We start from the raw sequence: 25,656 nt of genomic DNA on the forward strand, positions 1-25,656 counted from the left end.
CATCGCCGATCAAAGCTCGCATTTTCAAGAAGCGGCGTCTTCTTTCCTACACCTCCAGCTTTAACCTCAGGAAATCAAGGCCGGGCATGGGCCGGGCTCTCCACCATCTCGAATTCCACCCCGCCGCGCGCCGAGCGCAGGTTCACGAGTTTGACCGGCTCGAGCGCGTTGTCTGCGCGGCCATCGCTCGTCACCGCCAGCGCAACCGTGTTCTCGCCGTGCGGATTCAGGATGCCCGGCGGGATCACGAAGGTGCGCTGCGGGCCGATATGGGCGATGAACTGGCCCATGTTCCAGCCGTTCACGAAGATCAGCACGCGGTTCTCGCGCTCCGAACGTGGCCTGGAGGTGTCGCCAAAGGCCAGTCCTAGCTGGATGTCGTGCCCGCGCGGCAGGTCGAGCCTGAAGCGTGTGCGCAGCCAGTAGGTGCCCGGCGCAGGAGGCGCGTCGGTGATCCGCGCTGCCTGCCAGCCGCGGTCCAGGGCCGAAGGCAGGTGCCATCCTTCGCGCTCGCCATACAACCCGCCGTTGTTCATCGGACCGCGCACCCGGTCAAGCAGCTCCTCGCCGCCCCGGCGGCCCTGGATGCGCCACGCGATCGGGACGGCGAAGCGCTGGCCGCCGCGCCCGGTGAGCGAGGCCGAGATCAGGCCGCGCGCCTCGCGGTGGAAGTCGTCGGCCATCAGGTTCCAGTTGTGCGAGTTGTTGCGCACCATGACCGCGATGACGTGCTCGCCGGGACGCAGGTCGCCCAGCGCAAACTTGACGCTGTCGGTGGTCTCGGGGAAGGAACGCCCGACGTCGAGCTCGTGCTGGCCGACGAAACGGCCGTCGATCCAGACCTGGATCATGCCCGCGCCGCCGGCGCCGTAGAACAGTTCGAGCTGGTTGGCCTTCGCATCGCTTGCGGTGAAACGTCCGCGGTACCACACGTCGCCATGATGGAAGCCGTAGTCGCTCATCGACAGCGTCGGCTGGCCCCGTTCCGGCATGCTCCAGGTCTGGGCGGCGGACGGGCGGCGGTCGGCCTGCGTCCATCCGCTGTCGTCGAAGCCTGGCGCGGCTTCAAGGCTGTCCATCCGCCGCTTCCATGCCAGCTTCCCGAAGTCGGGCAGGCGCACCGCATCCGGGCCCTTGACCGTGCCGGCGTGCACGCTGCCGTCCGGCTGGCGCGTCAGGGCCAGCTCCTGGCCGTTGAAACTGGCCGCATCGAAGGCCGGTCCCCAGATCTCGATGTCGCTGTCCTCGCCCGCATCACCGCGCAGGGCCAGCTTGCCGCCGGCCAGCGTCGCCGAACGCACCAGCGCGGGGGTGAGCTGCAGCGCCTTGCCGGCCCCCGTCTCCTGGGCCCAGAAGCGCAGGCTGGTTGTTTCGTCGGCCAGCAGGAGCAGCATCGGCGCGCGGCCGCCGCCGGTGATGCGCACCCGGGCCAGGCCGTCATGCATGTAGTTCAGGACCAGGTCGCCCCTGGCCGCGTCCCAGCGCGACGTCACCTGCCCTGCCAGCACTTCGACGGTGGGGGCGCCGGCGTAGCGCAGGACGGTCTCGCCTTCCATCAGGTCGGGCCCGTGCAGCAGGACGATGTCGCGCTCACCGTTGCGGAAATGGGTCTGCAGTTGCGAGGTCGAATACACGAGGTGCTGGCGTTCCATAGCGTAGGCGGCCAGCAGCATGCGGGCGTCCTGGCCGCGCAGGCGCGACGCGATGGTGTAGGTGCCGTCGCGGGTGGCCAGGTGGACGCTGAAGCGCTCCTCGCCCTGCCCGTCCGCTGGATTGTGGGCCGCGAACAGCACGTGGGTTCCAAGGCGACGGTTGACGTTGTGGTAGACCTTCACCTTGCCTCCGGCCGGCGCCAGCTCAGGGCCCTTGTCCATCTCGGCCAGCACCTGCTCCGCCGCCTGCACGAACATGCCCTGCTGCTTGAGCGCGTAGGCCTTGGGCCGCAGGCCGCGGTCCTCGGAGATGGCGGCGCCGTAGTCGTACGAGGTGTACACCACGGGCCCGGCCAGCCAGCCCCACGACGTGCCGCCGAAGGTCATGTAGATGTTGTGGATCGTGATGCGGTTGATCAGGTTGGTGCCGTAGAACACCCGCTGGTAGCCCTTGCCCTGGCGCTCGGCGGTGCAGCCATAGGTGCCGTTCGAGCCCCAGTAGTCGAACCAGCCACCGCCCAGCTCCGCCGCAAAGCCCGGCGTGCCGGGCGAGGACAGCGCCCCGGCCCTCGGGCCGGCGCTGCCGTAGATGCCCCAGTCCGGCGCCTTGTTGGCGCCAGAAGGGTTGGCATGCACATCGCAGCTGCCGCCGGGGTAGCCGTCGAAGGCGTACAGGTCGGTCGGGCCGGGATTGGCCCAGGGCGCGCTCGAACCCTTCGGTGTCCAGTCAGGCAGGCGGCCGGCAGCATTGTGGAAGAACGGCACCCGGATGCCGTCGGCCCGCGCCTTGCGCGCCAGGTGCTCCATCTGGCGCTCGTGCTTGGGCTCGACCTTGCCCAGTTCGTTCTCGAGCTGGTAGGCGATCACGGTACCTCCGCCATCGGTAACCTGGTGCCGCGCGATGATCGCGTTCACCTGGGTCATCCATTCGTCGACGGCCGCCAGGTAGACCGGGTCGTCGGTACGGGCCTCGGCGCGGTTGCGCAGCATCCAGCCCGGATAGCCGCCGCCGCTCAACTCCGCGTTCACGTAGGGGCCGGTGCGCGCGATCACGTACATGCCCTCTTCCTCGGCGATCTGCAGCGCGCGCTCGACGTTGCGCACGCCCGAAAAGTCGTACACCCCGGGCGCCGGCGAATGGTAGCCCCAGTCGAAATAGAAAGCCACGCCGTTGAAGCCGAGCGCCTTCATCTTCTGGATCACGTCGCGCCACAGCGATGGATTGGGCAGGCGGAAGGGATGGATCTCGCCCGACCAGACCACGACGCGCTTGCCGTCGATCTTGAGCGAATACTGGTCCCAGCTGACGGCCTGTGGGCGTCCCTTCGGCCCGATCGCCGTGGCCAGCGCCTGTGCGTCATCGGCCATCGCGCCAAAACGCGACGCCATGGCGGCGGTACCGCCCAGGGGACGCTTCTCGCTCCAGCTGCGCATGCCGTCGCGGCTGTCCGCATACCAGGCGCGCTCGCCGCCAGCGTATAACCGCCAGCCGCCGCTGGCCAGGCGCACCAGCGCCGACGGGCGCAGGCCCGTGCCCAGGACGGCCAGTCCTGCTTCGGTGTCGATGCGCCACGGTCCCGCCAGCGATGCGGCGCGGGCCAGCACCAGCCGACCGCTGCGGCCGTCACGCGCTACCGCCGCGTAGCCTTCGCCGTCCGCCACAACGGCGCTGTCGAGGTAGCCGTCGTCCAGGCCGCGCATCGGTGCCGCGGCCGACCAGCGCGAAAAGCCTTCGTCGGGCGTGATCACGCGGGCGCCGCCTGCCGGCAGCGTCACGACCACTTTCGGGCTGCCGTCGCGGTCGCGCACCCACCGGGCCGAGCGCACGGGTCCCGGCCCCAGCTGCACCTCGCGCACGAACTCCCAGCGCCGCAGGTCGGTCGAGCGTGCCAGGCCGAAGCCGCCGCCGGGCGTGCCGCTGGCATAGACCAGATAGTAGCGGCCGTCGCTGTGGCGCATGAGCGAAGGATCGCCGAGCGTGCCCGTGGGCGGCGACCAGGTTTCGGACGCCAGCGAGGTGAAAGCAATGCCGTCGTGCGAAGCGAGCACGCTGAGCGCATTGGCGGCGCCCGCCGTCTGCGCCGGCATCAGGATGACCTGCGCCCCACGCGTAGGTGCTTGCGTATCGGCGGCGCCGGCCCGCAGGCCGGAACCTTGCGGAATGCCGAGTTCCTGGGCCGGGGCTGCGCCCGCCAGAAGCGCGGCCAGCATGGCGACCGCGGCGCCGGCTGCGCGCACGCAGCGAGTCCGGCGAAGCATGCACAGGCGTGTCGTTGCTCGGTTCATCGTGTTGTCTCCTTGGGGCGGCTGTTATTGGTGTGACGGCGCATCGGCTACCGGCTCGCCGAAGTCCGGCAAGCCGTCGGGACGCCAGCGGATCGCCTGGGCGCGCGTGTGGCGGTTCGGGTCGCGCAACGGTTCGCCGGCGATGTCACGGTAATTGCGGGCATGGTAGACCAGGATGTCGGTCTTGCCGTCCGGGCTGGTGGTGAACCGGGACCATATTGGCCGGTCGCGGCGCTGCTGCGCAGTACCGGCGCCGCCGACTTGGTCCACGACGCCGGGTCGAGCAGGTCGGCGCCGGCCGGCGCGCTGAGCAGACCGAGCGCATAGCTGGCGTCGGTCGCGCTGGCCGAATACGTCAGCAGCACTCGGCCATTCCTGACCAGCACCGCGGGCGCTTCGTTAACCTCGTGGCCGATCTTCTCCCACGGATGTTCCGGACGCGTCAGCAGCACGGCCGGCGCGCGGATCGTCAAAGGCCCGTCCATTCCGGCAAGGTAGATGTTGGTGGCCTTGCCGCCGCCGGGCGCACGCTGGGTCCAGGCCAGGTAGCGCTGGCCGCGGTGCACGAAGGTGGTCGGGTCGAGCGCGAAGCTCTCCCATCCGGTCCGGAGCTGCCCGCGCTCCACCCACTGCCCTTCCATCGGATCGTCGGCGGCGTTCTCCAGCACGTACAGGCGGATGTCCCACACCCTGTCGGCGCGCCCCGCACTGAAGTACAGGTACCATTTTCCGTCGATGCGGTGCAGTTCCGGCGCCCAGATGTGCGCGCCCATCGCGCCGCTGGCGTGCTTGCGCCACACTGTCTTTGCCTCTGCCGCGCCCAACGCATCGAGCGTGCGCGCGCGGCGCAGCTCGATGCGGTCGTACTCGGGCACGGTGGCGGTGAAGTAGTACCAGCCGTCCGCGTGCAGGGTGACGTGGGGATCGGCGCGCTGGCGCACCAGCGGATTGGCGAACCCGGTGTCGCCGGCCGTGGCCGGCGGGTGGGCGGACAACGCGGCCAGCAAGGCGCCGGCGGCGGCCATCAGTTTGCCAGGCTTCATGGAAACCTCACGTAAGAAAGCCAGTCACCGCGAGATGACTGGCAATGGAGACGCCAGAAAAATCAGAGCTTGACCGACATGCTGAGGAAGTAACGGCGTCCCGACCAGGCCAGCTCGTTGACGCGGAACCGGTCGCCGGCGTCCGTCCTCTGCGACTCGTCGGTCAGGTTCTTCCCTTCCAGCGAGAAGGTGACATTGTCGCTGTAGCGCCACTGGACCTTCGCGTCGAGGAAGCCGGTCTTCTCTTGGAATACCGGGTTACCCGAGACGTCGTTCGAGCCGGTGAAGAAGCGGTCGCGATAGCTGTAGGCCAGGCGTGCGTTGATTGGCCCCTGGTCATACCACAGCGACAGGTTATAGGCGTTGCGCGACATGCCCGGGTAAGGCAGCACCGTGCCGTCCAGGATGTTCAGGCGCTCGGTACCCTTCGCATAGCTGAAGTCCATGCGAGTGTAGTTGGCGTCGATGCCGAAGCCGCCCAGCCACCCTGGCAGGAAAGTCAGCGCCGTGCGTCCGGCCAGTTCGACGCCCTTGGTCGTTGCGCCCTTGCCGTTGATGGCCTGGGTCACGTCGAAGCGCTGGCCGTCGTGGAACAGGTCCACGCCCCTGACCAGCACCCGCTCCATCACGTAGCTCGAGATGTCCTTCTTGAACAGGGCCAGCGACAGCTGGCTGTCCCGGCTCGGGTAGTACTCGAAGCTCAGGTCAGTGTTCGTCGAACGGTATGGCTTCAGGTCCGGATTGCCGGCGGTGCAGTCGTCGGTGCCGTCGCCGCCGAACTGCGGGTTGCCGCTGTTCAGGGTGCAGGTCGCGTTCGGGGCCAGCAGGTCGATGCGCGGACGCGCCATCGCCTTGGCCCAGCCGACGCGGGCGAGCAGCTTGTTGTCGATGAACCAGAACGCGCCGTTGAAGCTCGGGAGCACGTCGTTGTAGGTGTTCTCGACGGTGGACACCGCATTGCTCACGACCACGTCGGTGAAGGTCGACGCCCCCGGAGCGGTTTCGTTGCGCACCTGGTAGCGGGCCATGCCCGAGGAGCGGTCGCGGGTGCGGCTGTAGCGCACCCCGATGTTGCCGTCCACCTCGTAGCCGAACAGCTGGGTCGCATAGTCCAGGCGCAGGTAGGTCGACGCGATCCGTTCGTCCACCGCGAAAACCGGGATCTGCTGGTAGATCTTGCCATCGCTGCCCGGCGCGGAGAACAGATAGGCATGGTTGAAGTTCGAGGTATCGAAGAACGGCACGGCGTTCGCATACACCGGCGACATCCAGCCCGAGGGCATGCCCGAGACCTTGTCGTAGCCGTCGAAGAAAGTGCCCGGCGAGCGTCCCATTACCGCACTCACCAGGCCGGCCATCTGGGCCGCGTTCAGGTAGCGCGTGGCGAAGCTCGAGTTGATGAAGCTCTGGGGGTCGTTGGGGCGCTGGGCTGAGCCGGTGTAGAGCGGATCGTAGACCGCGGTCTGATTCACGTTGGCGCCGCGCACGTTGATGTCGTCCGCGGTCGAGCTGAGGTTGGCGCCGGTGCTTGCCAGGTAGCCGCCGGCCGCGTACTGCGAGGACTCGGCCTTGCGCCCCTGGGCGCCGAACAGGACCTTGGTGAAGAACGGCGTCTTCAGCCGATACTTGAGGTCGAGCTTGACCTGGTCTTCGGCATTTTTGGTTTCGCTCGGACGGTACTGCAGCTGGGCCTGGACGTACGAGTTCGGGCTGTCCGGGCTGTAGCCGGCCGGGAAGTCGAAGTGCGGCAGGCCCTGTTGGTCCAGCGTGACCTTCAGGCCGGGCGCGTTCTGGGTCAGCACGATGCTGTTGCTGTCGCTGTCATGGTGCGACTTGGAGGTGCCGAACAGGCCCTCGACCTCGAGGCGGTCGCGCTTGAAGTTGAAGCCCGAGGACGCGTAGCGCGAATCGATGTCGAGCTGGAAGTCGCGCGCGGAGCTGCTGAAGGCGCCCTGGCCGCCCTGTCCGGCCGCGAACAGGCACTGGCCTACGGTGTACGAGGTGACGTGGTGGTTCTGCACCACCATGCCTGCCGGCGCGGCCGTCGGCGCGGTACAGCGCCCGGCGGTGGACGGCACCCCGGTCGCCGCGTTGTACACCGGCGCCGTGCCGGTGTTGGCCAGGCGCGCCGTGTTGGCGAATTCGGTGCCGAAGTTGCGGTCGTTCAGGCGCTGGCGCTGCGTGTTGGCCTGATAGGTGGCCCAGACATTGAATTCCTTGCTGAACGCGTACTGGGCGGTGAGCTCGCCCGACGAGCGCTTGTGGTCGCGGGTCCAGATGCCGTAGCGGGCAATGCCCGGCGAATAGTCGAACCACTGCCTGCGGCAGGCGGTCTGCTGGGCCGCGCTCAGGCCAGGCGTAGCGCATCCGGCCACGCTGCCGATCGCCGCCAGCGTCGGGTCGGTGCTGGTCACGGTCTTCTCGGGCGAGAGGTCCCAGTCCTGCAGGAAGCGCCACGAGGTATTGCGCGCGTAGTCGTTGCGGGTCAGGACCTCGTCGTAGACGATGTTGGCCATCAGGCCCAGCTTGCCGTCGAAGTACTTGTCGGCCATGTAGAGATTGGCGCGCGGCTGCACGCCGCCGCGCGAGGTCGCATGCTCGGCCGAGACGGTGGTGCCGATGGTCGGCTTCTTGAAGTCGAGCGGCTTGCGCGTCTTGATGAGCACGGTGCCGCCCACGCCGCCTTCAGTCATGTCGGCCGTGATGCCTTTAAAGACGTCGATCGAACCGATCAGTTCGGACGCCAGTTCGCGCAGTTCCGCGCCGCGGCCGGCGCCGCCATTGGTGCCCAGCACCGACATCCCGTTGATCTCGATGCGGTTCAGGTCCGGCTCCACGCCGCGGATCGATACCTGCGAGCCCTCGCCGAAGTCGCGCGACAGCTGCACGCCGGTCACGCGCGCCAGGGCCTCGCCGACGTTCTTGTCGGGGAACTGGCCGATGTCCTCGGCCACGATCGAGTCGGATACCGTGCTGGCACGCAGCTTGCGGTCGATCGCCGACGCCACCGATCGGCGGGTGCCGAAAACCTGGACAACAATAGGTGCGGCCTGCTCGCCGCTGGTAGTGGCCGACGGGCTGTCGGAAGCGGCGGCCGCGGGCGCCGCCGCACCTTGCGCGGATTGCTGGGCCAGCGCGCCATGGGCGGCCAGCAGGGCGATTACTGCTGCTACTGCGCGCGCGCAGCGGGTTGGATAAAGCACATGCGTGCGTGTCGTTGTTCGGTTCATCGTGTTATCTCCTCGGGGGGGCGGCTTTTGTGGTGTGGTGCTGCTCTGCCGTGAAAGCATTCTATGTGCGCGAACTTCCGTCGTTACACCGTGCATCGAAAAAATCACGGCGCTGATCGAATCTGACGCAACAGCGCACGCAGGCGATCAACTGGATGAGAATTTCGAGCGCCTGCCTGCGGTTTGCGCGCGATCCGTGCAAAGATCGCGCGTGCATGACAAAAGGACGCCACTTCGCCATGACCACAAGAGCTTCACGGTTGGTCGGCGGCCGGCGGCGCAGGTACACGGCCATGGGAGCTCAGACGATTCTGCTGTCCCGGCCGGTGCAATCCTTAGTGGCCTTTAATTATTTGCTGCGATAGTAATCGGCCAGTACGCCGAATGCCTGCTTGGGCACACCTGTTTCGGACAGGAGCCCCTTGCGGTTCCAGCCGTTCTGAAAGACAGGGTGTTCGCGCCGCGGCGACCGGAAGTCCTTCAGGATCCAGGGCGACATGCCTCGCACGGTTGGGATCTTGTCCGCCATGGCCAGCGTCTTGCGATAATACTCAGCCTGGTATTCCTCGGTGAATTTCTTGTTGCCATCATCCCGGTAGCCCGCCAGCGCGTCTGCGCCGAATTCAGAAAGTATCAACGGCCTATTGCCAGGCACTTGCCACCTGAGGCCAGGTAGCGCATTCAAGGTATCGTTGCCGTACCAGCCGGCGTAAGTATTGACCGCAAGGACATCGAGCTTATCAACCAGCGGATCCTGAATCGCCATCACCTCATTGCCATCGACGGTGCGGCGCTCTACCAGTAGCGCAGCACTGATCAGCCGCGTAGGGTCGAGTGCGCGGACATTATCAGCCATCGCGCTATGAAAGCGCGTCCGCGGTTCCGACACTGGCGTCTCGTTGCCCACGCTCCACAGGATGACGGATGCCCGATTGCGATCGCGGTAGACGGCTTCAGCCTGCATCACCAAGGCCTTGCGCAGCACCGCAGGATTTTCCCAGTCTACCGTCCAGTACACCGGTATCTCGCTCCATACCAGCAAGCCTATTTCGTCCGCCAGGCGTAGCGTAACCTCCGAGTGCGGGTAGTGCGACAGACGTACATAGTTTCCATGCAAGCCATATTTGATTTGATGGAGAAGTGCCCGCGACGCCGGCTCCGTCATATTGCGCGCAGGATTGGGGCCGAACTCTTCCTCGTGCAGCGAGATCCCGCGTAAAAAGATCGGCTTACCGTTCAGCAGGATCTGGTTGCCCTGGACGGCAATCGTGCGGAAGCCGATGCGGTCGCGCAACGCATCGCCCGCTGCGCTGAACTGGACGTCGTACAAGCTTGGCTTCTCTGGTGTCCAGCGCTCGAGTGCAGCCGGGACCTTGATGTCGAAAACGGCCCGGCCCGCCCCATCGGTAACCGCGGCAGCGGTTGCGAGCGCACCGATCTTTACGCTGACGCGTTGACGTGCCGCCTGTGGTCCCTGCAGACGTACTTCGCCGGAAATGCGACCGTTCTTCTGCAGGCTGAGCGTCGCGTCATCAATAAAGGTCGCCGGTGTAATGATCAGGCGCACCGGGCGCGTGATGCCGCCATACAGGTCCCAGTCGGTGATGAAGGTTGGAATCGACTGGGCGTCATGTGTCGAATCGACGCCGACCGTCAGGCGGTTGTCACCGGCCCGCAACGCATCGGTGACTTCCAGGACGAAGGGCGTGAACCCACCTTCGTGCTTACCGATTTCCTTGCCGTTGAGATATACGTAAGCTCGGTAGTTGACAGCTTCGAAGCGCAGGAAGGCGCGGCTGCCTTGCAATGGCCGTGACTTGAACTTGCGCTGGAACCACATCAAGCCATCGTAATAGCGCAAGGTCGCATCGGCGGCGTTCCAGGCGCCCGGTACGTTGATGAGCGGTCCACGGTCCAGGTCGAACTCGAAAAAATCGCTGCCGCTGCGGGCCTCCTGGGCCGCGACATCGATATCACGGTAACGCTGCATGCGTGATTTGGCGACCCAGCCGTTGATATCGGTAAGGCCTGTACGATAAAGATCCTTGGAATACGTCCACTGCCCCGAGAGATCCTGGCTGTCGCGATGCTGTGCCGCCGTGAGAAGAAACGCAGGGCGTAGGTCTTGCGCGCCTGCTGGCATACTGGCGACAACCCAGGCAATGAGTAGGAATAACGCGGTAATAAAATTCTTCATGGATGGGTGATGAGGTAAAGTAACAGATCAACGATCAGGGCAAAATCCCGGCAGTACGCATTGCGTCATCCAGGCTGTCGCCCACTAGCGCCAGGTTTTGGATGGCTGCCAGGCTCCATTGGGCTGAAGTGTTGGTGCTGATGCCAGGCTGCTCGCTCAGCGGTCGCAGCACCTCCACGCCATCGATTCGCCAGGTGGTTTCTTGCGCTTTGATGAACCGGCCGTTACTGAACAGTTCGCGCCATGCGCGCAGTGCCAGCGCGCGATCGCGCTCATGGTAGGCAGCGTATGCGGTCAGGCGCGAATGGGAATCAACTTGCGATTGTCCGCCTGGGTCCTTGCCCAGCAGTGCTACAAGCTCGCCGCTGGGTGCGTTGTAATACCGGCAGTATTCGAGCCAGGCTGCACGGTAGGCCGGAGCATCTACCAGCTTGAGCAGCTCGGAACTCATTTCGACGACGCCGAAAACACCGTTCAGTTGAGAGATCGCGATGTGATCTCCGGGGCCGCTGAACCTGCCCGTACGAGGGTCATAAGGTGCTGACGCGGCAAACCAGCGGCGCTTGAGTGCGCCGATGCTTTGCATGCCATTGACGATTTTGTCACGCCAGCGCGTATCACCAGTGCGCTCCCACTCGGTGAGCCATGCGGCGACCAGGGACCCCCACATGGTGCCAAACGAGGCGTTGATCAGGCCGGACGGCGCCGCCCGCGCAGGCGACGGCGGCAACTTGCGCGAAATGTCGACCTTGTCCAGATCGGCATCGGAATCAAGCAGTTCGCGCATCAGATCGCCCACCCGCTCGTCGGCAGTCAGATAATAGTAGATGCGCCGGTAGGCTGCGTTCGACACCCGGGGCTGTTTCGAGGAATCGGACCAATGCTGTACGCCATGGCGCGTGCCAAATCCCTTGAAGCGGCCCAGGTGGTACACATCCACTTCACCAGTGTGACGGGTCATGGCCTCGGCAAACTTGAAGATATCCGCTCTGCCAGTGCGCAGATAGCTGTACCACAGCCATAGATCAGTGGAGAGCTCCGAATTGTCCCATGCGTAGCCACCGATGTCGTAGCGCCACATGTGGCGGTCCTGATCGTAAGTGTGCATGACGTCGCCGTATGACCAGAAGCCATACCAGCGATGCTGCTCGACCTCACGCAAATATTGCTCGAGCTGGGAAACCAGCCGGTCCTCGATCAGCTTGCGCGCGGGTGTGGCGGCATTCGCAACATCCCAGTCGCCAAAAACACCGCACTGGTGGATGCGCTGCGGCGTGAGCACCAGTCGTGCTGGATTGGCGACCTGCTCGGCCATGTCCGAGAATGACTGGTGCGAAGGCGTTGCCCCGAGCACCCACAGCTGCAGCTCCGATGTACGTGCGACGCCGACCGGCGTATCCCAGCCGTCCTCGTAGTCCTCGTAAGTAATGTTCAGGCCCGCGACCTGTTCCTCATAGGTGTCCATTCCATCGGCTGCGCGGTAGGAGCGCATGTCCATCGCAGCTGCCGAAGGCGACCATAACCAGGCCGTGATGTCCGCCAAGCCGGTAGCCGCCCCGCGCACATCGAGCTGGGTCGGGGCACGTTGCCAAAAGTCCTTGAAGCCCAGCGCGACCCCGCCGGCCGCACCGCCGGCGTATGCCAGGCCCTTGGTCCTGGTTCCGGCGTTGCAATCGATCCAGGCACGACCCGCCTGGGTGCGTTTGCGGATCGTGAAGCCATCAGGCGTTAGTTGCGACAGGGAGAAATCGCTCCATTCCGGCACCCACTGCAATCCGTCCCGGACCGCTTTTGCCATACCCTCCAGTGCAGGAAGCGCCGTGCCCGCCACCTGTGCCTCACGATACGCTTGACCGGGATCCCGGCGCAAGCCGGTCACAGGCCTGACCGCTTCGCCCCAGACACCAACTGCTTCCCCTGCAAAGCGGACATGCCGATCATGCGTCTTGTCGCTCATCGGCACCTTGGCGGTCACGCCCAGGCCCCGGATGAAATCCTTTTCTGGGTCACCATCGTAAATGAACGAATGGACGATACGGACGCTGTCCGACCCTGAGTAGAAATACAGGCGAAGCGAAAATGGCAGCCAGTCCCGGCCATCACCGGCGTGCGTCCCATCGACCTTCAAAACCGCCCGTACCGGGCCGTTCTGCTCGACCGTGACACGCGTGATCTTGCTCGAGAACTGCTGCCGGGATACGCTGCCGCTTCCTTCCAGGTCCGGGCCGTCCTGGCGTAGCGCAACGAGCTTGAGGTCCTGCATCGAGATGCGGCCCAACCGCGTCGCTGTGGCGATCAGATATTCGCCGCTGGTCGGAATCTCCCACTTGAGCTCGCCGCTGGTGACGATAATCCGGTCCGTACCCTGGCGGACGGAGACGCCATCCGAGACGGATGACGCACCGACCTCCAGTTGGAGGGTGGAATTCACAGGGTGGCCCCCAGCTATCGCGTGCGCCGTCCATTTGAGCGATCCGTCCGGCCAGTAAGCGAGCGGCCAGGATTGCACCGCCAGATGTGAACGTCCATTCGCCAGCCTGAACTGGAGCGCTTTGCCAGTACCCCGCTTGACCATCCCGCGTGGCCATGGCACACCGAAGGTCGCACCTTCGAATCTTGCGGGCGCCGGGCCGTCCAGCCAGCGCAGGACGGTATCACCGACGCTGCCAGCCCTCTTACTGTGAGTTGCCGTGGCAGCAGTGGCAACGACGGGAAAAGCCGACAAGACTGAAACTGTCGTGACGGTCTCGAGAAAGCGTCGACGAGAATGTGAACCTGGTGTCATCCACTACTCCGTAGTTGGCACGCCGGTGCCATGCACGACGTACTGAAATATTAGAATTCGAACGACAGTATAGGTTTGCTTACCGGTCTGATGCGCTCATGTTTGTGATTGCCAACGATCGCCTTTTCCAGCGAACCGCCAACAGGCGATGCGCGGTGACCGACCTGGCGTTGCAGGCGCGGCGCGAACGCACTGGCGCCGACCGGGGCCGCCATAACTGCCCTGCGCCGCGCCCCCGAACTTAGCGGCCTTAGCGCTTTTGTTCGCGCTTACCCGCGGCCAGTGTCCGCATTACGATTTTCGGGACCGGCGGCGATTTCATGCCGTCACCCAGATAGAAGCTCGGATGCGGCGGCTGGTTGTACGCGGTGTTTTGCCAGGCAATGGCGACGCGGTACTGGGCGTCGTGCATGAGTGTCACCAAGCGGCGTGCGGTGGGATATGGCGTCGTGTAAATGCGCAAGGATTTTTCGTCGGGCGTGGCCCAAACGACTTCCTCGCGCCAGTCACCGAGCAGGTCAGCCGAGACCACGGGCACGTTTTTTGTTCCGCTGGTTTGGACCGCGCCGGTAGCCTCCAGCAAGTTGCGCGACGTGCCGGCCATCCAGTCCCATTTGGTGATCCGGTTCTGGTCGAACATCTCCCGCAGGTCGTCGCCGTCCCACCATACCAGGAAGCTCAATTCCTTCGGACGCTTGACGCCCTCAATGGGTTTGCCCTGAGCCGTATAGAGAACATCCTGATTGGTCGCCCAGGATTCCGAGCCCGAAAATCTCGGATCGATGTCGGCCGTAACCCCGCGTCCCGTGTCCTTCTCTGCCGGCGTACTCCACAATACCTTGCCCGTGCGCGCATCGAGCATGGCTGCGCCGATGCCGCCATTGTGGCCCACCTCTTCATGGGCGCCGAACTTTTCAAGGCCCGGATGGGTGGGATCGAGGTCACTTACGTGCATTGCGTCGCCGTGCCGCAGACCCGAACTCCACAGGCCCTTGCCGTTGTCGTCAATGACCATCGAGCCGTAAACGATTTCGTCCTTGCCATCTTCGTCAACGTCGGCGACGCTGAGCTGGTGATTGCCCTGTCCGCCAAAAGTTTCATCGCCTGGCACCGCGCTATCGAACACCCATCGTTTTGTCAGTTTTCCGTCACGCCAGTCCCAGGCCGCGAGTGTCGTGCGCGTATAGTACCCGCGTGCCATGATGATGCTGGGACGCTGTCCGTCGAGATAAGCGGTGCCCGCAAGGAACCGGTCGGATCGGTTGGCGTAGCCGTCGCCCCAAGTCTCTTTCAATTGCGCCGCCGTCGGCGCATCCGTGCGCGGATCCCGCCCTGGCCAGTATGGTTCGCTAGCCAGCGCCTTGCCAGAGAGGCCGTCAAAAATCGTCAGGAATTCAGGGCCTTTCATGATACGTCCCTGCAAAGGGGCGACCATGCTGCCGTCGGCCTTTACCACGCCGCCGGTCTTGTCGGTCGACGCTCCCTCGCCACCGGTTTCCCGCCAGTCGGCGTCGGGGTCGCCAAGGACCTTGCCGGTACCGTCAATAGTCCCATCGCTTGTCCGCACGGCCATTTCCGCGCGTCCGTCTCCGTCGTAATCGAAAACCTGGAACTGCGTGTAGTGCGATCCGGCGCGGATATTGCGCCCCAGATTGATCCGCCACAGGCGCTTGCTGTCCAGTGTATAGGCGTCGATGTAGACCTCGCCGGTGTAGCCGCTGAACGCATTGTCCTTGTTATTGGATGGGTTCCATTTCAGGATGATTTCGTAGCGACCATCGCCGTCCAGATCGGCGACGCTGGCTTCGTGGGCGGTATATGCGTAGGCCTCGCCGGACGGCGTGACACCGCCTGCGGGCTGCTGAATGGGTATGTTGAGATAGCCCTCCGTCCAGACTCCGACGTGTTTGCTGGTCTCGACGTTCTTTCCCTTAACGCGGGTTCGGATCACATAAGTCGACTGCGGTGTTCCGGCCTTGTCGACGAAATTCGTTCCTCCGCTTGAGCGGCGGATGTTTATCTTTTTGCCGTCTCGGTAGACGTCGAATTCCGTTTTTGGCGCATCCGTCGCAAGCAGGCGCCAGCTCACCAGATTGCCCCCGCCGTTGGCCGGCACGGCCACCGCGCCTCGGTCTAAACCTTCCATCCAACGCGGAGCCGCTTCTGCGCCAAATCCCGCGAATAGCCCGAGTGTCGCCGCGCTCACGAGTAACCCTTGGCGCAGTCTGAACCTGCACATTGCAATCACAATTCCAAGCCCTTCATTTTTTTCTCCTTTCATCAGAATTGCTCCGAGAAACCCTGTCCTTCAGGGCAGGGAGTGAAAGGAGCCGGGCGCGAAGCGCGCGCAGCCGTCCAAGTGAAAAAATGTTTTGAACTTTGGTGTTGGTCCACGGTCAAACTCCTTAAGTGCTTCAGTATGCGATTACGCGCTGGGGCATGATTTACTAGTACCGCTTTTTCCAATCCGCAGTCGCCTTAGGCGAGGTCGAGAGATATCCTGCGGATTGAATAAGAAGCTGGGCTCTTTCAGTCCGGCTTCCGTCTGGGACATCAGACGCCAGCAGTGGGAATCCCCTTTCGTTCACGAAGGGGAGGATGTCAAAGGATCTGAGGATTACCCACAAACTTTGCATAGCGTTCTCGATGGTATGCAGAAAAGCTGGACGAATCGAGGCGCCATACCCTGCGCGCGTTGAGGTCGACCCAATACCAGTGTGACCGGCGCGAGCACCAAAGCGGACTTTCACCAACCGCACAGGTCAGGTTTCCAACAGGTTCGAGCGCATGGCAATCCTAATCATATTGGGGACCGTTGAGCAGGAACGGACCGCCCTGATAGGTGGAGCCGATATCGTCCGCCGGCGGATAGTTCCCGTCCGGCGGGAACATGCCGGCAAACCGAGTCGAACTGTCGCGAGCCACGAAGCCCAGGTGCGCTGCCTTGCGGTTGTCCCACCACTTGCCCGGGTTGTCCGACACCCCGAACAGGATTGCGTGCCCGACGCGCTGGGCCATCAACGAGCAGCGCAGCGCCTCGACCAGGTCGTCGTAGCTGAGGTAGGTGACCAGCATGCGCGCGCTCTGCGGTTCGGGAAACGACGAGCCGATGCGCAGGCACACCGTCTCGATGCCGAAGCGGTCGTAGTAATAGCGCGACAACGATTCTCCGAAACATTTGGACACGCCGTACATCGTGTCCGGCCGTGTCGGATCGTCCGCATCGATCATGTCGGTGGTCTTGTAAAAGCCGATCGCGTGGTTCGAGCTGGCGAATACCACGCGCCTCACGCCCGCCTTGTGCACCGCCTCGTAAAGGTTGGCGGTACCCAGGATATTCGCCTGCAGGATTGCGTCGAAAGGCGCTTCCACGGAGATGCCGCCGAAATGCAGGACGGCGTCGACGCCCTCCATTAATGCCAGCACGCCAGCCTTGTCGGCCAGGTCGCACTGGACCACTTCCTCCCCCTCCGCCGCCGGGCCCAGGTCGGCCAGATCGGACAGGCGCACGACGTCGGCCCACGGTTTGATACGTTCGCGGAGTACCTTGCCCAAGCCGCCCGCGGCGCCGGTGAGCAGGATACGTTTGAATGGTTTTGTCAAAGTGTACTTTCGTTGCGTAAGTGTGTAGCGAGGGTCCCCGAGGCGCAGGATAGCCGCGCCCCGCGGAGTGATTCACTCATTGGGTTTTCGGGGTGAGCGCGAGTCCGGCCACATCCGAATCTGGGCCGATCTCCCTGTGGGCGGGCACCAGTGCCTTCATGATGCACCATGCGACCAGATAGGCGACGGCGCAGCCAGCGAACATCAGTGTGTAGCCTGTCTGAATCCTGCCAAGTACACCGAAATGATCGAACACCCATCCACCGACCTTGGAAACCAGCACGCCGCCGATGCCGCCGGCCATGCCGCCGATGCCAACCACTGAAGCAACCGACCTCTTGGGGAACATGTCGGACACCGTGGTGAACAAGTTGGCAGACCAAGCCTGGTGGGCGGACGCCCCGATGCCGATCAGCACCACCGGCACCCACACGCTGATATACCCCAAGGGCTGCGCCAGCAGTACAACCAACGGACACAGTGCGATGATCAGCATGGCCCGCATCCGGCCCTGATACGGCGAAGCGCCGCGCCTGATGAAATAGCTGGGGAACCATCCGCCGCCAATGCTGCCGATCATGGTCATGCTGTACAAAACTGCCAGCGGCACCATGATGTCGGTACCCGTCATGCCGTATTGGGCCGACAGGTACTTCGGCAACCAGAACAGGAAAAACCACCAGACACCGTCGGTCAGGAATTTGCCCGACACAAAGGCCCAGGTCTGGCGATAGTTGAACAACTTGAACCAGGGTATGCCAGGTCCCGCATCTGCGGCGACGTTGCTTGGCTCCGCACTGTCGCTATTGATATACGCAAGTTCGGCCGCGCCGAGGCGCTTCTGGCGTTCGGGCGTTTCGTAGGCGATGTGCCACAGCGCCATCCAGACGAATCCCACCGCGCCAATGGCGATGAAGGCCATTTCCCACCCCCACTGCACGGCAATCCAGGGTACGCACAGCGGGGCGAGGATGGCGCCCACATTGGCACCCGAGTTGAAGATACCCGTGGCGAACGCCCGTTCCTTCTTGGGGAAATATTCGGCGGTGGCCTTGATTGCGGCGGGGAAGTTACCCGCCTCCCCGATCGCCAGAATGGCTCGCGAAATCATGAACCCGGCAATCGAGACGGGGACTACCGCCATCCCCAGCGCGCCCATGATCGAGGCCAGGCTCACTCCCATCGGAATGGCAAACGCGTGCAGGATCGCGCCGAAGGACCAGACTGAAATCGCCAGCATGAAGGCGTTCCTGGTCCCCAACCGATCGACGACGCGGCCGGCAAGCAACATCGAAATCGCGTAGACGAACTGGAACACAGCGGTGATATTGGCGTAATCGCTGTTCGACCAGTTGAACAGCTTCGACAACGTCGGTGCGAGCAGGCTGAGGACTTGGCGGTCAAGATAGTTGATGGTAGTGGCGAAGAATAACAGCGCACATACAGTCCAACGGTAGCGGCCGATAGCTTGATTGTTCATTGTGTCTCTCTGACTGTAGTATTGAACATACGACGCGCAGCAAGGAGGCGCTGTTGGTGCGAAACCTACCTTGAAGTTCTCAGATATTGAATCAGCCCTTGTCCTGTTCTTCGAAGCTCTTCTTGGATGGGTCGTCTTTCGGGCCGGCGGGTTTGATCATCACCTTCCCCGCGGGAAGGCCGCTCACGCCGGTGGCGTTTTCCAGCGCTACCGGAGCGCCCAGCTTGAGCCGTACGTCCGAGAACTGCCAGTCCACGGCGTCGTAGATATGGCCGCCTTTGCTCGCCTCGATGTCGATGTTCTCGAGGCGGAAGCGCTCGAGCGGCGCCTCTTTGAAACCGTCTACCTCAAAGGCCGTGGTGGCGCCGGTAGCCTTGATGTTCCAGATCCGGACGTCATGGAAACGGGCCATCCCCTGCTCTTTCGGAACTGGTGTGGCGAGAACCTTCCAGATTGGCGGAATGTCGCTGATTCCGGCTGGGATCTTGGCATAGCTGTAGCTCGGGTTCCAGTTCATCGTGATTCGCATGACCACCGGGATGCCGGTCATCTTGAAATCGTGCAGCCGCAGGTTGTCGCCGAAGCCGCCGCGCGTATGCGCAGACTTGAACAGGATCCCGACCGGTACACTGCCCTGGACCGTTATGTTGTAGGCTTCAATGTTGCGGAAGCCGCCCGAAGTTTCACTGCCAAAGGTCAGGCCGGCGGCAGCGGCACGCACGATCGAATCCCGGATAATGACGTCCTCGGTCGGGCGGTTCACACGCAGCCCATCGGAATCGCGCCCCGACTTCAGGCACAGGGCATCGTCGTTAACGTCGATGTCTGCGTTCTGCACGAGGATCTGGCGCGACGAGTCGATGTCGATGCCGTCGGTCGATGGCCCCAGTCCGCCTTCGTTGTTACGAATGATGACCCCGTCCACCGTGACATTCTCGGAAAAACAGACATGCAGGGTCCAAAACCCGGAACGCCTTAGAAGCAGACCGCCGCCGACCTTTACTTGCGACGATTTGTAGACCTGGATCAGGCGCGGACGCTGTGCGTCGTAGTCGGATGCCCAACGCAGTCCGCGCGGCTCGTACGCCTTGCGCAACGTCCAATAACTATCCCAGAACACCTTGCCGTCACCGTCGATGGTGCCGCCGCCGACGATCGCTGCATTCTTTTGCTCGTAAATGTTGACCAGCGCTGCAGGCCAGTGCGTCTCGATGCCGGCGATGCGGGTCTTCATGACGGGATAGTGCGCGATATCCTGCGAACCGAGGATCGTCACACCCTTGTCGACTTTGAGGGTAACCCCGCTCTTGACGAAAAGCGAGCCGCTCAGAAAGGTCCCTTTGGGGAACACGACCGTGCCGCCAGTCCTTGCTGCGGCATCGATGGCGCGCTGGATGGCGGCCGTGTTGAGCGTCGTGCCGTCGCCCTTGGCGCCAAAGCGCGCCACGTTGAAAGTGCCCTTGCCTTGGCGCTGCGCCCCTCCATGAACAAAACAGAGTGAGAAACGCAGCTGCCAGTGTACGGATCATTAATCGTGTCATTTGAGTTTCTCTTCCATCAGACGCACGGGACCCAGCAACCCAGCGGGTTGCTGCTGAACTCCAGCTGCGGCCGCACATGGCAGTGCAGCCGCCGCGCTGATTGCTCGGACGCCGAGTTTCATCGGCACCCCGGATCAGACGATGCCGCTGCTGCTGGCGCCGGCCCGGGCCGGGCGCAGTTCCGCCTGTGCCATGCGGTAGCCGCTGGCGCGGTAGCAAGCGACCGGGTCCGCCGCGGCGCCGCTGCGCAAACGTGCCATGGCCAGGATCGGGCTGACGTCGGTGCGGAACGCGTGCTTCAACGCTTGCGCCGCTTGCAATGCGTCGTTCTGGCCTTGATAGTGCGCCAGCGTGGCGCGGTCCACCAGTGCCGACTGAACGAAGGCCCGCTGCACTTCGACCGCGCTGTTCATAAGGCTTTCGATGGGATCGGTCACATTGTGTGACTGGTCCAGCATGTATGACGGTTTGAAGGCTGCATCCCGGCCACTGGCGTCGGCCAGCTCGTTGAAAATCAGGAACAGCTGGAATGGATTGATACTGCCCGAATCGAGGTCGTCATCGCCGTATTTGCTGTCGTTGAAGTGGAAGCCGCCCAGCTTGCCGAACTGCGCCAGGCGTGCCACGATCATTTCGATATTGGTATTGGGGGCGTGGTGGCCCAGGTCGACGAGGCACTTGGCTTTTGGGCCAAGTTCGGTCGCGCACGCGAAGCTGGTACCCCAGTCGGCGATCGTGGTCGCGTAGAACGCGGGCTCGAACAGCTTGTGTTCGATGTACATCAGCCAGTCCTCCGGCAGCGCCGCGTAGATGCCGCGCATGCTGTCCAGGTAGCGCTCCAGCGCGCCGCGCAGGTTCTGCTGGCCCGGGAAGTTCGATCCGTCGCCCACCCACACGGTGAGTCCCTTGGAGCCGAGCGCCTTGCCGATCTCGATGCATTCGATATTGTGCGCCACCGCCTGCGCGCGCGCCGCTGCATCCTGTGCCGTCAGGCTGCCGTACTTGTAGGTATGCGCCTGCCCTGCCTGGTCCTGGAAGGTGTTCGAGTTGACGCTGTCGAAACCCAGTCCGAGCTTAGCGGCGTACTCGCGCAGCTCGTTGGCATCGGTCGGCTTATCCCACGGGAAGTGCAGCGACACGGCAGGCGTGACGCCGGTCAGCCGGTGGATGACGGCGCAGTCGTCCAGCTTCTCAAAGACATTGCGCGGTTCGCCTTTGCCGGGGAAGCGTGCGAAACGGGTGCCACCAGTGCCCACGCCCCAGCTTGGCAGCGCAACGGCAAAGGTCTGTGCCAACGCTGTCAGCTTTTCGATGTCCTGGCCGCGGCGCGCGAGCATTCCGCCCAGGGCCTCGAAGTCGGCGTTGATATCGGCGCTGAGGGCCGCATTGTGTTGCTCGACCTGGCCGCGGTCGAAGAGCTTATTCATATGCTGTCTCCGTGTCTTGTTTTAGGCAGCCGGTGATGCGCCGGCCGCCAGTATCGATTAGCGAGTGAATGCTGCGGCGTTGCCGGCATCGACGTTGATGATGTTACCGGTGCTCTTGCCAGCCTTGCTGCTGGAAAGGAAGTAGACCGCTTCCGCGATATCTTCCGGCAGTACGCTCAGCTTGAGCATGCTGCGCTTGCGGTAGAAGTCTTCCACGTCGTCGGCCTCGATCTTGTTCGACGCCGCACGCTCTTCCTTCCATTTCCCGTCCCAGATTCGCGAGCCCTTGATCACCGCATCCGGATTGACGACATTGACACGGATGCCGTGCGGCGCCCCTTCGAGTGCGATACAGCGCGCCAGGTGGATTTCTGCCGCCTTGGCGGTGCAGTAAGCCGAGGCGCCGGCCGAGGCAACCAGGCCATTCTTGCTTGCCACGAACACCATGCTGCCTCCCAGCTGTTGCTGCTTCATGATGCGGAACGATGCGCGGCTGACCAGGAAGTAGCCGGTCGACAGGATTGCCTGGTTTCGCTCCCAGCTCTCGAGCGTGGTGTCCTCCAGCGCCGCGGACGAAGCGATGCCGGCATTCGACACCAGCAAATCGATCCCGCCGAAGCGCAGTGCCGCGGCTTCCAGGATGCCATCGACGCCCTTCTCGCTCGTGATGTTGGCGGCAATCGTCGCCACATTGTCCTTGCCCGCAACTTTGACCAGACTGGCGTGGGCCTCGGCCAGGGCCTCGGCATCGATATCGGTCAGCATGACGCAGGCGCCTTCCTGCAGCAGCTGGCGGGCCACTGCCTGGCCGATGCCGCCAGCTCCGCCGGTCACCAGCGCTATGCGCCCGGCCAGGCTTTTCGGCTTTGGCATGCGCTGCAGCTTGGCTTCCTCGAGCAACCAGTACTCGATGTCGAACGCTTCCTGTTCCGGGAGTCCAACATAGGTGTCGACGCCATTTGCGCCACGCATGACGTTGATCGCATTGACGTAGAACTCGCCGGCGATGCGTGCAGTCGCCTTGTCCTTGGCAAACGAGAGCATGCCCACGCCCGGGATCAGGTAGATGATCGGGTTGGCGTCGCGCACTGCCGGACTGTTATCGCGCTTGCATCGCTCGTGGTAGGCGGTGTAGTCGGCGCGGTAAGCCGCCAGCGCGTGATCCAGGCCGTTGACCAGGCGATCAAAATCAGGGTTGGCTGGATCGAAATCGATCAGGAAAGGACGGATCTTGGTGCGCAGGAAGTGATCAGGGCAGGAGGTGCCAAGCGCAGCCAGCGGCGCGAGGTCATTGCTGCATACAAATTCAAGCACCGCATCGCTGTCGTCGAAGTGACCCAGTTTGTATTCATCCTTGCTGATTTTCCCGCGCAACAGCGGCATCAGGCGTGTCGCCAGGGCTGCGCGCTCGTCCGCGGGGAGAGCAGTGAACCTGGCGCCGCCGAACGACGGCTGCTTGCTATTGGCCGCAAGCCAGCTCTCGGCGCGCTGAATGATCGCCAGCGTCGTTTCGTAGCACGATTTTGCCGTATCGCCCCAAGTGAACAAGCCGTGCCCCTCGAGAATGATACCTTTCAGCCCAGGTTGGGCTTTCGAGACCGCCTCCAGCTTGAGGCCCAGGTCGTAGCCTGGCCGTTGCCACGGCAGCCATCCCAGCTCGCCTTCGAAGATTGTTTCTGTCAGAGCCTTGCTGTTGGCACATGCGGCGATCGCGATCACGGAATCGGGATGCATGTGGTCAACGTGCTTGCGGTCGATGTATGCATGCAGCGGAGTATCGATACTGGCAGCGCGTGGGTTCAGGTTGAACGTGCAGTGTGGCAGGTAGGCGACCATCTCATCTTCGAGTTCCAGACCGCGGTAGCGCTGCTTGAGCGCGTTCAGCTTGTCCATGTAGAGTGTCGAGAAGCCATCCATCTTGATGCTGCCCAGGTCGCCCCCCGAGCCCTTGACCCACAGCACTTCCACCTGCCCACCCGTCAGGGGATCAGGCATACTGACCTTGGCCGACGTGTTGCCGCCGCCGAAATTCGTGATGCGCAGGTCCGAGCCCAGCAGGTTGGAGCGGTACAGCAGCAACTCCGGCTCGCTCATGGTGGCCGCTGCGCTGTCGTCCCACAGCGACGCAATCGCTGCCTTCTGCTTGCTTTCATTCACTACCGTCATGCTTTTCTCCGATGTCTTATGTAAATTCGTTCCGCCACAGGAGGGTCGGTGTTTCGTCGACCACAATCAAAACTCCTGGCAAGTTCGACCAGTAGAAATCAGCGAGCTGCGGGTGTCAATCCAGTGGCGCTCAAGATGATGATTGATCGGTGAATAATCATCGGAATGATTGGCTCAGGCGAAAGGCCGTGCCATCTATTTGAAATAATCAAGCAATTGATCGCAGGCTGATTGACGGGAATGGTCTATGTGATTAGTCTTCATGGCAGGCCAGAGCGTTTCATCTCGATACGACATACTGGCACAAGCCGCAAAGACGGCACTTTGGAGACAAACATGGTCAATCACAATCGCCGTAAACGTTTGCTGAAGCTGCTCGCCGAGCACACGAGTGCAACAGTTCCGCAACTGGTCGAGTGGCTCAACGCTTCCCCCGCCACCGTACGGCGCGATATCAGCTGGCTAGCCGCGCGCAACTTGCTCACGCGAACCCGCGGCGGCGCTGCCAACCTTGAACAGAAGAAACGCTGCTTCGCCCTGAGCAGCGAGACGTTCCAGAACAATATCCAGTGTTTCGCCGAGCGCAAGCGCGGCATAGCGCGCCATGCCAGTTCGCTGTGCGTTGACGGCGAGACTATCATTATCAACGGTGGCACGACCACCTTCATGATGGCGGAGTTCCTGGCCGACCGGCACATGAAGATCCTGACCAATTCGTTCCTCATGGCTGAACGCTTGCTGGTCTCGAGCGAGAACGAAATCATCCTGCCGGGCGGGACGGTGTACCGGGAACAGAACGTTATCCTCAGCCCGTTCGAGAACGACATCACCCAGCACCACTACGCTGCCAAAATGTTCATGAGCGTGCATGGGCTTTCCCTGCTGGGATTGATGGAAGCCGATCCGCTGCTGATCCAGGCCGAGAAGCGCCTGATCGGCCAGGCAGAGGAGCTGATCGTACTGGCCGACAGCTCGAAGTTCGCCAGAAAGGCCGGGCTGATCTTATGTGGACTGAACCGTGTGTCGACCGTGATTACCGACACCTACGCATCCGAATCCGCAGTGCAGTTACTTGAACAGGCAGGCGTCAAAGTGATCACTGTCGCGCCCGAATCCATTCCCGGGCAGTCCGCCGCCGGCAACTTCGCCCAATCATACGACGGCCGTTCAACTGCCCTCTTCCTGTCGGAGACATCCCATTGAAACTCAAACACTTGTTCGCGGCAGTCCTTGTTATCAGCCTGGCAACCCTGACAGCCGGATGCGCCGAAAGGAAGCCCCAAAAAATCCGGATCGCGATGGTGGTCAAGAATCTTGGTAACGGCTTTTTCGATGCCGCCCACCAGGGCGCCAAGGAAGCCGCGAACCAGCTGGGCGACGTCGACATCATCTATACCGGTCCCACCACGCCGAACGCAGAGGGCCAGATCGAAATCATCAACTCGCTGATCAGCCAGAAAGTCGATGCAATCGTCATTTCCGCCAACGATCCGAACGCCATCGTGCCCATCGCAAAAAAAGCTATGCAGCGTGGCATCAAGGTGCTGTCATTTGATAGCGGCCTGGCGCCTGAGGGCCGGCTGATGCAACTTAATCCATCGAACGCAGGATTAATCGGACTCAAGCAGCTGCAAATGGCCTCGGATGCGATCGGCGGGGCTGGCGAGATCGCCATCCTGTCGGCCTCGGCGCAGGCTACCAACCAGAACATCTGGATCGGCGTCATGAAGGACGAACTGGCGAAACGGCCGGAGTTCGCCCAGCTCAAACTCGTGTCCACCGTGTACGGCGACGATCAGTCAGACAAGAGCTACCGCGAGGCTGTTGGACTGCTGCGCAGCAACCCCAACCTGAAAGTGATCATTTCGCCGAGCACGGTGGGCATCAACGCGGCCGCCAAGGCCGTGGTCGACGAGCACCTGGTCGGCAAGGTCTATGTGACCGGGCTCGGCCTGCCGTCCGAAATGGCGGGTCACGTGCAGTCCGGCGCAGTCAAGGAGTTCGCCATCTGGAATCCTATCGATCTGGGCTACGCGGTTACTTACGCTGCCTACGCTTTTGTCAAGGAAAACCCGTCCGCCAAGCCCGGCGGCACGCTGGAGCTTGGCCGCATGGGCCCCGTGGTGATCGACGCGAACGGCGAAGCCGCACTCGCGCCTCCGTTCGTGTATCACAAGGAGAACGTCGTGAAGTTCTCCAAAATTTTCTGAGTGCCATGTCAATACTTGCAATGGAAAGACCTGCTC

At 63.0% G+C, this 25,656-nt stretch carries 12 protein-coding genes and 1 pseudogene; 2 read left to right on the top strand and 11 right to left on the bottom strand.

The window, feature by feature from the left end; translation table 11 throughout:
- Positions 1-74 precede the first annotated feature (74 nt).
- From D3872_RS06960 to D3872_RS07010, 11 genes and pseudogenes are all read right to left on the bottom strand, one after another.
- On the bottom strand, positions 75-3,938 hold the full coding sequence (locus D3872_RS06960) for a beta-galactosidase (RefSeq protein ID WP_229459205.1): 3,864 nt from the start codon (positions 3,936-3,938) through the stop codon (positions 75-77).
- Between the two features lie 24 nt (positions 3,939-3,962).
- A pseudogene (locus D3872_RS06965) lies at positions 3,963-4,981 on the bottom strand (glycoside hydrolase family 43 protein).
- A 62-nt stretch (positions 4,982-5,043) separates the two neighbouring features.
- Positions 5,044-8,211, bottom strand: coding sequence for a TonB-dependent receptor (locus tag D3872_RS06970; protein ID WP_119810099.1), 3,168 nt, complete (start codon positions 8,209-8,211; stop codon positions 5,044-5,046).
- Between the two features lie 349 nt (positions 8,212-8,560).
- Positions 8,561-10,408 (bottom strand): glycoside hydrolase family 2 protein, encoded by a 1,848-nt coding sequence (locus D3872_RS06975; RefSeq protein ID WP_119810100.1) that lies wholly within the window; start codon positions 10,406-10,408, stop codon positions 8,561-8,563.
- 34 nt (positions 10,409-10,442) lie between these two features.
- Positions 10,443-13,193, bottom strand: a complete 2,751-nt coding sequence (locus tag D3872_RS06980) for an exo-rhamnogalacturonan lyase family protein (protein ID WP_119810101.1) — start codon at positions 13,191-13,193, stop codon at positions 10,443-10,445.
- 250 nt (positions 13,194-13,443) lie between these two features.
- Positions 13,444-15,474 carry a rhamnogalacturonan lyase gene (locus tag D3872_RS06985; protein ID WP_229459207.1) on the bottom strand — a complete coding sequence of 677 codons (2,031 nt, stop codon included), beginning with the start codon at positions 15,472-15,474 and terminating at the stop codon, positions 13,444-13,446.
- Positions 15,475-15,989: 515 nt separating this feature from the next.
- The gene (locus tag D3872_RS06990) at positions 15,990-16,796 is read right to left on the bottom strand and encodes an NAD-dependent epimerase/dehydratase family protein (RefSeq protein WP_229459208.1); all 807 of its coding nucleotides are present in this window, start codon (positions 16,794-16,796) and stop codon (positions 15,990-15,992) included.
- 76 nt (positions 16,797-16,872) lie between these two features.
- Positions 16,873-18,276: an MFS transporter gene (locus tag D3872_RS06995; RefSeq protein ID WP_119810102.1), complete on the bottom strand. Its 1,404-nt coding sequence runs from the start codon at positions 18,274-18,276 to the stop codon at positions 16,873-16,875.
- A 91-nt stretch (positions 18,277-18,367) separates the two neighbouring features.
- Entirely contained in the window at positions 18,368-19,723 is a 1,356-nt protein-coding gene (locus D3872_RS07000) for a glycoside hydrolase family 28 protein (RefSeq protein ID WP_229459209.1), read from the bottom strand.
- Between the two features lie 228 nt (positions 19,724-19,951).
- A complete protein-coding gene (rhaI, locus tag D3872_RS07005; protein ID WP_119810104.1) occupies positions 19,952-21,244 on the bottom strand; it encodes an L-rhamnose catabolism isomerase in 1,293 nt (430 codons plus the stop codon).
- Positions 21,245-21,301: 57 nt separating this feature from the next.
- Positions 21,302-23,410, bottom strand: a complete 2,109-nt coding sequence (locus D3872_RS07010) for a bifunctional rhamnulose-1-phosphate aldolase/short-chain dehydrogenase (RefSeq protein WP_119810105.1) — start codon at positions 23,408-23,410, stop codon at positions 21,302-21,304.
- A gap of 336 nt (positions 23,411-23,746) precedes the next feature.
- Here D3872_RS07010 and D3872_RS07015 point away from each other — a divergent pair, with 336 nt between their 5' ends.
- On the top strand, positions 23,747-24,613 hold the full coding sequence (locus tag D3872_RS07015) for a DeoR/GlpR family DNA-binding transcription regulator (RefSeq protein ID WP_119810106.1): 867 nt from the start codon (positions 23,747-23,749) through the stop codon (positions 24,611-24,613).
- Positions 24,610-25,620, top strand: coding sequence for a rhamnose ABC transporter substrate-binding protein (gene rhaS / locus D3872_RS07020; RefSeq protein WP_370660952.1), 1,011 nt, complete (start codon positions 24,610-24,612; stop codon positions 25,618-25,620). The genes D3872_RS07015 and rhaS overlap by 4 nt, the downstream gene beginning before the upstream one ends.
- Positions 25,621-25,656: the final 36 nt, after the last annotated feature.

The sequence above is a fragment of the Massilia cavernae genome, assembly GCF_003590855.1.
GTDB classification, from domain to species: Bacteria; Pseudomonadota; Gammaproteobacteria; order Burkholderiales; family Burkholderiaceae_D; genus Telluria_A; species Telluria_A cavernae.